We start from the raw sequence: 7,617 nt of genomic DNA, 5'->3' as shown, positions 1-7,617 counted from the left end.
TGTGCGTAGTTCGGGTGTAAGTATCCCTTCGGGAGCGGAGCAAAGTAGACGTTCGTCTTCGACGACAATTTGGATATCTAGTTGGCGAAGGTAAGATAAAAATTCAACTGTATTCAAAACTCAACCTCATCTCGCTCGGTGTTGGTATCATAGGAGCTAATGCTTGCACGCATTTGAATATACTTGGCAAGACTTGCGATAGTCGGCGCCTCAAACAAGCTGCGTAAAGGCAAGTCTATATGAAAAATATCTCGAATTCGGGAAGTTAACTGAGTTGCTTTTAGTGAATGACCACCCAGTTCAAAGAAATTGTCATGAACTCCTATAGGTCGTTTTCCCATTGTTAAGATGTTTGCCCAAATTTCCACTAACACCTGTTCGACATCGGTCTGAGGTGCGATATAATTTTCTTCTACATTTAGATTGAGTGTATCTATCTTAGGTAAGGCATGACGATTTACTTTACCTGCTGGTGTTAATGGTAATGATTCCAATACTACGTAAGCTACTGGTATCATGTAATCTGGTAATTTTTGTTTGAGAAACGCGCGTAAATTGTTAGTTGTAACTTTTTGTTGGGGTTGGGGCACAATGTAAGCGACTAAATATTTATCACTTGGTATATCCTCTGTAGCAATAACTACTGCTTCTCTGAGTGATGGATGTTGATTTAGGAGGGTTTCTATTTCTTCTAATTCGATGCGGAAACCGCGAATTTTGACTTGGTTATCGATGCGACCGATAAATTCTATGTTGCCATCTGGTAAATATTTTCCTAAATCACCCGTTTTATAAATCCCACCATTCCCACCATTCCCACCATTCCCACCATTCCCATACCCTTGAAGGGTGGGGCTATACGAGCGAAGCCCGCCTTCGCGGGCTAAGAATAAGGTTTTTGTTGAATTTATATAGCCGCGCGCTAGTCCATCACCACTTATATATATTTCTCCGGTTACGCCGATGGGGACGGGTTGTAAATTTAGGTCTAATATATATATTTGTGTATTGGAAATTGGGCGCCCAATTGGTATAGATGTTGTGGATGGTAGTTCTTGTATGGGGTAATAAGAAGAGAATGTGGTGTTTTCGGTAGGTCCATAAACATGGATTAGTTGCTGCGGCGCCTCATTCTGAATAACTTTCTTCACCCATCTAGTATCAATTGTTTCACCACCAAACAGTAAGTATTTTAGGTTTGAAAACGCTTGGGGTAAATCTCTAGCGATTTTTTGGAATAAGGCAGTTGTTAAAAATAATATACTAATATCTTTTTGTTTTAGCTGCGATGCGAATTCGCTTGGTGAGAGTATTATATCTTTGCTGATTCCGATAAGTTGGGCGCCGTTTAGTAGCGCTCCCCAAATTTCAAATGTTGCTGCATCGAAGGAAGTGTTGGAAACTTGGGCTATTTTATCTTCTGGAGTGATTGTTATATAGTTAGTATTGCAAACCAATCTATTTACGGCTTTATGAGTTATTGCGACTCCCTTCGGTGTACCTGTAGAACCTGATGTGTAGATAACGTAAGCTAAGTTATCACTTGTTGTTTCGCTCGACAGGTTTGGAGTGCTTTCGCGCGCGATTATTTCCCAATCTTTATTTAAATTAACAATTGGATGAGAAAAGTCTTCAAAGTATTGAGTAAATTTTTCTTGTGTAAGCAAAACTTGAGCATGTGAATCTTTTAACATAAAATTCAAACGCTCAGTAGGATAGGTGGGGTCTAATGGTAAATATGCTCCTCCTGCTTTTAATATACCTAGCATTCCTATAATCATGTCAATCGAACGGTGAGCGCAAATTCCAACGACAACTTCTGTAGTTACACCTAATTTTTGTAAATGATGCGCTAGTTGATTACAACGATTATTTAATTCACCGTATTGTAGAGACGCGATTAATCGCGTCTCTACATTATTTAATTCGTTATACTGTGTTTCGTTATACTGTGTTTCGATATTTTCAAAATCTAACGCAATATTAGTACTGTATTGTTCTACCTGTTGTTCAAACAACTCATGAATACAATGGTTTGATGGATAATTACTTTGAGTATCATTCCATTCAAATAATATTTGGTATAATTCAGATTTGCTTAAAAGTGTTAAATTTGCAATTTGTTGTTCGGCGTCAGCAACAATACTTTCTAAAAGCGTTGTAAAATGTTTTAACATTCGTGAGATAGTAGCATCTTCAAACAAATCAGTGCTGTACACCATTATTCCTCTAATACCCTCTGAATGTTTCCAGTCTCCACCCCACAAACTTCTAAAATCAGAAGAACATTTCCATAAGTGTAATTCTAAATCAAATCGAGTTGTTTTCAAATCTATATTCATAAAACTCGGCGCCAAGTCAGGCAACTCTAATTTCTGCATTGGTGCATTCTCGAAACCAAACACAACTTGAAATAAAGGACTTGCGCTCAAATTGCGTTCTGGTTGTAAATGTTCAACGAGCTTTTCAAATGGCAAATCTTGATGACTGTACGCTCCTAATGTCACTTCACGCACTCTGGCTAATAGTTCGCGAAAAGTTGGATTTCCTGAAAAATTAGTACGCAACACTAAAGTATTGACAAAAAAGCCAATTAACCCTTCAATTTCGCTACGATTACGGTTGGCAATTGGTACACCAACGGTAATATCATCAGAATATGTATAGCGGTACAGTAATGTTTGAAATGCTGCCAACAATGTCATATATAAAGTGGCGCCTTCTTGTTGAGATATTTTTTCGAGTGCATCAACTAAACTTAGGGGTAACTCTAAAAATTGTGTTGCTCCGCGATAAGCTTGAATATTAGGGCGCCGTTTATCGGTAGGTAAAGGCAGGACTGTAATACCATTTAATTGATGGCGCCAGTAAGTTAACTGTTTTTCTAGAACTTCTCCAGTTAACCACTCGCGTTGCCATTCGGCAAAATCAGCGTATTGTAAAGGTAATTCTGATAGTGGTGATGGTTGATTTTTAACTGCTTCTGTGTAAAGGGCGCCTAACTCACTAATTAGTACTCCAATAGACCAGTCATCGCAAACAATATGATGCATATTCAGTAACAAAATATGCTCGTTCTCTGAAAGTTTAAGTAATGTCACTCGTAATAATGGCTCAGAAGACAAATCAAAAGGACGTTCTATCTCTTGCTTAATAATAGACTTGGCTTGTGCTTCGCTTTCTTTTGTGGCCAACTCTAATGTATTAATAAATATCAGTAAACTTGGGGTAATCACCTGTACAAGTTGATCTTCTAGTATTGTAAATGTAGTACGTAATGTTTCATGGCGCCGAACAATTTCGTTTAATGCAAATTCGAGCGCGCTGACGTTGAGCGAACCATGTAGACGAATAACTGTAGGCACGTTATATATAGCGTTGCCCGGTACAAGCTGGTCAAAGAACCACAACCGTTGTTGGGCAAAAGAGGCACCGAATATGAAGACTTCTTGACTAGACATGCAATATAGCTAAAACACTTCTGTGCATCAACTTCTAAGTTTAAGATTCTCAATTTTTTAATAAGTTGGGAATCTGGAACTACCTTTAGGCAGATAGTATAAGCTAATATAAATTATATTATAGGGAGAGGAAATAGCACTATAACTTTATTATTATTTTGAGCAATGTAACATTTAAAAATTAATTTTCAAGCTTACATATTTATATACTGTAGGGTGGGCACTGCCCACCTTACTTCTCATCTCAATACCTACCTAGGTTTTCGTGTAAGTTTAATAAAGATTAACTAATTTGGAATTATTCAGTTAAATCTAATTTGGTAGTAATAAAATCGAGAATACAAGCGAGTGCGTTAAACAGGATTATTCTACCAAGTTTTATGAGAAAAGCCAGCGTAGTTATTACATATACAGGAGTGGCATTCGATGACTAGACCAGTTGTTTCAACAAAAAGGTCTCGTAACAAGTTTATCGACTGGTTGCTCGAAGAAGACCGAAAAGAGAAGCAAGAAGCAACAGAGCATAAAGAAGCGCACCATAAACATCCTTGGTGGCAGGTTATGTGCCTGACTGGTGTAGATTATTTCTCAACGCTTGGCTATCAACCAGGTATTGCAGCATTAGCAGCTGGCGCCCTTTCTCCCATAGCAACTTTTATTCTGGTTCTATTAACACTATTTGGAGCATTACCGATATATCGGCGTGTTGCTGCCAAAAGTCCTAATGGTGAAGGGTCTATCGCCATGCTCGAACACTTGCTGTCTTGGTGGCAAGGCAAATTATTTGTACTTTGTCTACTGGGTTTCGTCGCAACCGACTTCATCATCACTATTACTCTCTCCGGCGCTGATGCTACGGCACATATCATTGAAAATCCCTTTACCCCAAGTCTGTTTCACAATCAAGAAATTACTATTACCCTCACATTAATAACATTACTAGGCGCCGTTTTTCTTAGAGGTTTCAAAGAAGCTATCGGTATTGCAGTATTTCTGGTTGGCACTTATTTACTGCTGAACTTAGTTGTCATTGGCGTTGGTACGTATGAGGTTGTAACCCACCCGTCTACAATTACCCAATGGCAAACTGCACTTTTCGCGCGCAACAATAATCCTTTGATTTTACTTGGTTCGTCTGTATTATTATTTCCCAAGTTAGCATTGGGTTTGTCAGGGTTTGAGACTGGTGTAGCTGTTATGCCTCTTGTAGAAGGCAGTGATAACGACACACCGAGTCAACCCAAAGGACGCATTTATAATACACACAAGCTGTTGACTGCTGCGGCTTTGATTATGAGCTTTTTCTTAATTACCAGCAGCTTAATAACTACTTTACTAATTCCTTCTACAGAATTTCAAACTGGAGGCAAAGCCAATGGACGCGCGCTTGCTTACTTAGCACATCTGTATTTGGGTGATGGATTTGGAACGATTTATGATTTAAGTACCATTAGTATTCTTTGGTTTGCGGGCGCCTCTGCAATGGCTGGGTTACTTAATATCGTCCCCCGCTACTTACCGCGTTATGGTATGGTGCCGGATTGGGCGCGGACATCCCGTCCTTTGGTGTTAGTTTATACAGTTATTGCGTTTGTTGTCACAATTATCTTTAAGGCTAACGTAGAAGCTCAAGGCGGTGCTTACGCAACAGGTGTACTTGTGTTGATGAGTTCAGGTGCCTTTGCTGTAACTCTATCAGCTTATCGTCATAGAGCAAAGCGCGGTGCATTGTTGTTAGGAATAATCACGCTAGTGTTTATTTATACAACTGTTGTAAATATCATTGAAAGACCTGAAGGGATTAAAATCGCTGCGTTTTTCATCGGTTTTATAATTATTACCTCGCTAGTTTCGCGCGTTTGGCGTTCTACAGAATTAAGGGTAGAACAAATCGAAATGGACGACTTAGCTCGTCGCTTCATTGCCGAACATAGTAAAGGTTGTATACGAATAATTGCAAATCGATTGAATAAAGGCGATGTACACGAGTATTTTCATAAAGAGCAAGAGGTACGCGCGGATAATCACATACCAGCCACAGACCCAGTAATGTTTCTAGAGATTCAGGTATCCGATGCTTCGGAATTTGCCGAAGTTATTAAAGTCAAAGGGGTGGAAGTAGAAACTTATCATATCTTACGTGCCAAAAGTGCTGCTGTACCGAACGCCATTGCGGCCCTTCTTCTTTATATACGTGATGAAACAGGTAAAATTCCTCATGCTTACTTTGGTTGGGTAGAGGGAAACCCAATACAATATTTACTGCGTTTTATTTTGTTTGGTGAAGGAGATATAGCTGTAGTTACCCGTGAAGTACTGCGTCGGGCAGAGAAAAATCCCCAACGGCGCCCAGGCATTCACGTCGGCGGATAAAATATTCTTATGACTTTACCTACCATCACCTAAGAAAAAATAGAACTGTCACCAGGCCAAAATTGTGGCACAGGCGTCCCGCCTGTGCAGTAATATAATTTTTACCACAGAGCCACAGAGAACACGGAGAAAAGAGAGATTTAAAACAGGCGTCCTCATAGCCAAAATTAAAGAGCTTTTTGTTGGGTCTCGATCCTCGACACCAACCTACAAAAAACTAAAACCTACTAGTTCGTGTCAAAAGTTTTGGTGGGTAGGAAGATTGGCAACGGATGATAAACGGATGTAACGGATGGTTGATTTTAAATAATTAAATTTTGTTTGTAACTAGTAATTGATCTATTACATCCGTGGTTGGCAAGTCGGTTCAAGTATTGCGGTTAAAGAATTTGAGGAATTTTTAAAATAAACAGGGCTTACGCAAGAATTTTGTCATGAGTCACCGCAGTGAAGCATCTGAGAGATTCTAGCCTACGGCAAATGCTCCGCATTACACTGCGTTCAAAATGACAGTTTTTCGTTGAAATGCGTAAGTCCTAGTAAAAAAAGGTATTTGATGCGAAGGATACCGTTAACGATAGTACAGTTCTTGAGTTGACATTACTCAATAATGAGCAACTATATACATTACTGAATGAAAGCAGCTTTATTAAGAAGTAAAGAAAAAGTTACTGTACCAATGATATAATTCAAGCTTATGAAAGATGGTAAAGAGAACTCCACAAAAAAAAATGCTCAATGGCATCTGAACGCAAAATAGTAAAGTGAAGAATCTCATTGAAATGCTCACGTTAAGCTTTGAGATGCGCGGGTTAACTTACCCTGCACTAGCGCATGACAACATTGGATCAATTATTCTGTGGGGTTCTCTAAGCTCTGATAATGATATTTATAACAAACTGTTCACCGATGAATTTTCAACGGCTATCACACTTAGTACTAAAATCTAATTTCTACAGCGAGATTATAGTTTCGTTCATTGTGGTGCCTCCATGACGAGGACGAAGATGTAATGTAATTTCCGTATCGAGTCGCTTAAGAAAAGTTAGAAGTTTACCCTCACTAAAGCGTTGAAATTCCCCCTTCATTAAATGAGATACTTCTGGTTGCGAAATACCAAGAAGTTCGCTAATTTCGCGCTGCTTTAGGTCACGCGCTTTCAACAGACGCAGTACCTGAATTCCAATTTTTCCACGGGTAAAAAGTTCATCTGCATCCTCTAGACCAAGGTCAGCGAATACATTACCACTGCTTTCTTCAAAAACAGGTTCTTGTGTCATGCTTGTTTTTCCCTTTCCTGCGCGTCCTTATAACGTTGTTTAATTAAGTTAATATCAGCCTGCGGGGTTTTAATCCCTTGTTTGGATTTTTTTTGAAAAGCGTGTAAAACGTAGACTTTCTCCCCTATTTTAACAGCGTAAACTGCTCTATATGTATCAGTGTCATAGCGTTTGACAATTTCGTAAACACCGCTTCCCACTCCTTTAAAAGGTTTAGCTTCCATTGGTGTTTCCCCTGCTTGTACTAATTGCAACGCATACCCTACTGATTTTTGTACGTCTTCCGGAAACTCGCGGATGTTTTTGCGAGAGTCTCCCATCCAGACTAGAGGACGTAAAGCAATCTCTACAATATCTTCATCATCGCTCATTTTATATGAAATTTCCTATAAAGCAAGTAAAACATACCACAAACTTGTGTCAGTGTGCCATAACCACTTAAAACCATCCAATAAAATAACTTTTATATTTCAGATGCTCGCTTCAGAGTTAGATATTCCCAA

General features: G+C 39.1%; 5 protein-coding genes. 1 reads left to right on the top strand and 4 read right to left on the bottom strand.

Annotation, left to right across the window (positions count from 1 at the left end):
• Together AC2JBO_RS22210 and AC2JBO_RS22205 are read right to left on the bottom strand one after the other, a co-directional pair.
• Positions 1-117 (bottom strand): TubC N-terminal docking domain-related protein (locus AC2JBO_RS22210; protein ID WP_496955830.1); only part of this gene is annotated, 117 nt, incomplete at its 3' end.
• Positions 114-3,461, bottom strand: a complete 3,348-nt coding sequence (locus AC2JBO_RS22205; protein ID WP_496955828.1) for a non-ribosomal peptide synthetase — start codon at positions 3,459-3,461, stop codon at positions 114-116. The genes AC2JBO_RS22205 and AC2JBO_RS22210, both read right to left, overlap by 4 nt.
• Positions 3,462-3,887: 426 nt before the next feature.
• Between AC2JBO_RS22205 and AC2JBO_RS22200 the strand changes: the two genes are divergently transcribed.
• Positions 3,888-5,834 (top strand): APC family permease, encoded by a 1,947-nt coding sequence (locus tag AC2JBO_RS22200; protein ID WP_496955827.1) that lies wholly within the window; start codon positions 3,888-3,890, stop codon positions 5,832-5,834.
• A gap of 953 nt (positions 5,835-6,787) precedes the next feature.
• Here the strand turns inward: AC2JBO_RS22200 and AC2JBO_RS22195 are convergent.
• Positions 6,788-7,114 carry a helix-turn-helix domain-containing protein gene (locus AC2JBO_RS22195; protein WP_496955826.1) on the bottom strand — a complete coding sequence of 109 codons (327 nt, stop codon included), beginning with the start codon at positions 7,112-7,114 and terminating at the stop codon, positions 6,788-6,790.
• Entirely contained in the window at positions 7,111-7,485 is a 375-nt protein-coding gene (locus tag AC2JBO_RS22190; protein WP_496955825.1) for a type II toxin-antitoxin system RelE/ParE family toxin, read from the bottom strand. The genes AC2JBO_RS22195 and AC2JBO_RS22190 overlap by 4 nt, the downstream gene beginning before the upstream one ends.
• Between the last annotated feature and the right edge of the window lie 132 nt (positions 7,486-7,617).

It is taken from the genome of Calothrix sp. CBUCES-K 9914, assembly GCF_059640475.1.
The sequence above is the reverse complement of the archived record's forward strand: the minus strand, read 5'-3'. Positions and strand labels throughout refer to the sequence as shown.

Bases quoted from the DNA above. Each gene is read 5' to 3' on its own strand.
- AC2JBO_RS22190 (WP_496955825.1), bottom strand. From the start codon at position 7,485: ATGAGCGATGATGAAGATATTGTAGAGATTGCTTTACGTCCTCTAGTC.
- AC2JBO_RS22205 (WP_496955828.1), bottom strand. From the start codon at position 3,461: ATGTCTAGTCAAGAAGTCTTCATATTCGGTGCCTCTTTTGCCCAACAA.
- AC2JBO_RS22195 (WP_496955826.1), bottom strand. From the start codon at position 7,114: ATGACACAAGAACCTGTTTTTGAAGAAAGCAGTGGTAATGTATTCGCT.
- AC2JBO_RS22200 (WP_496955827.1), top strand. From the start codon at position 3,888: ATGACTAGACCAGTTGTTTCAACAAAAAGGTCTCGTAACAAGTTTATC.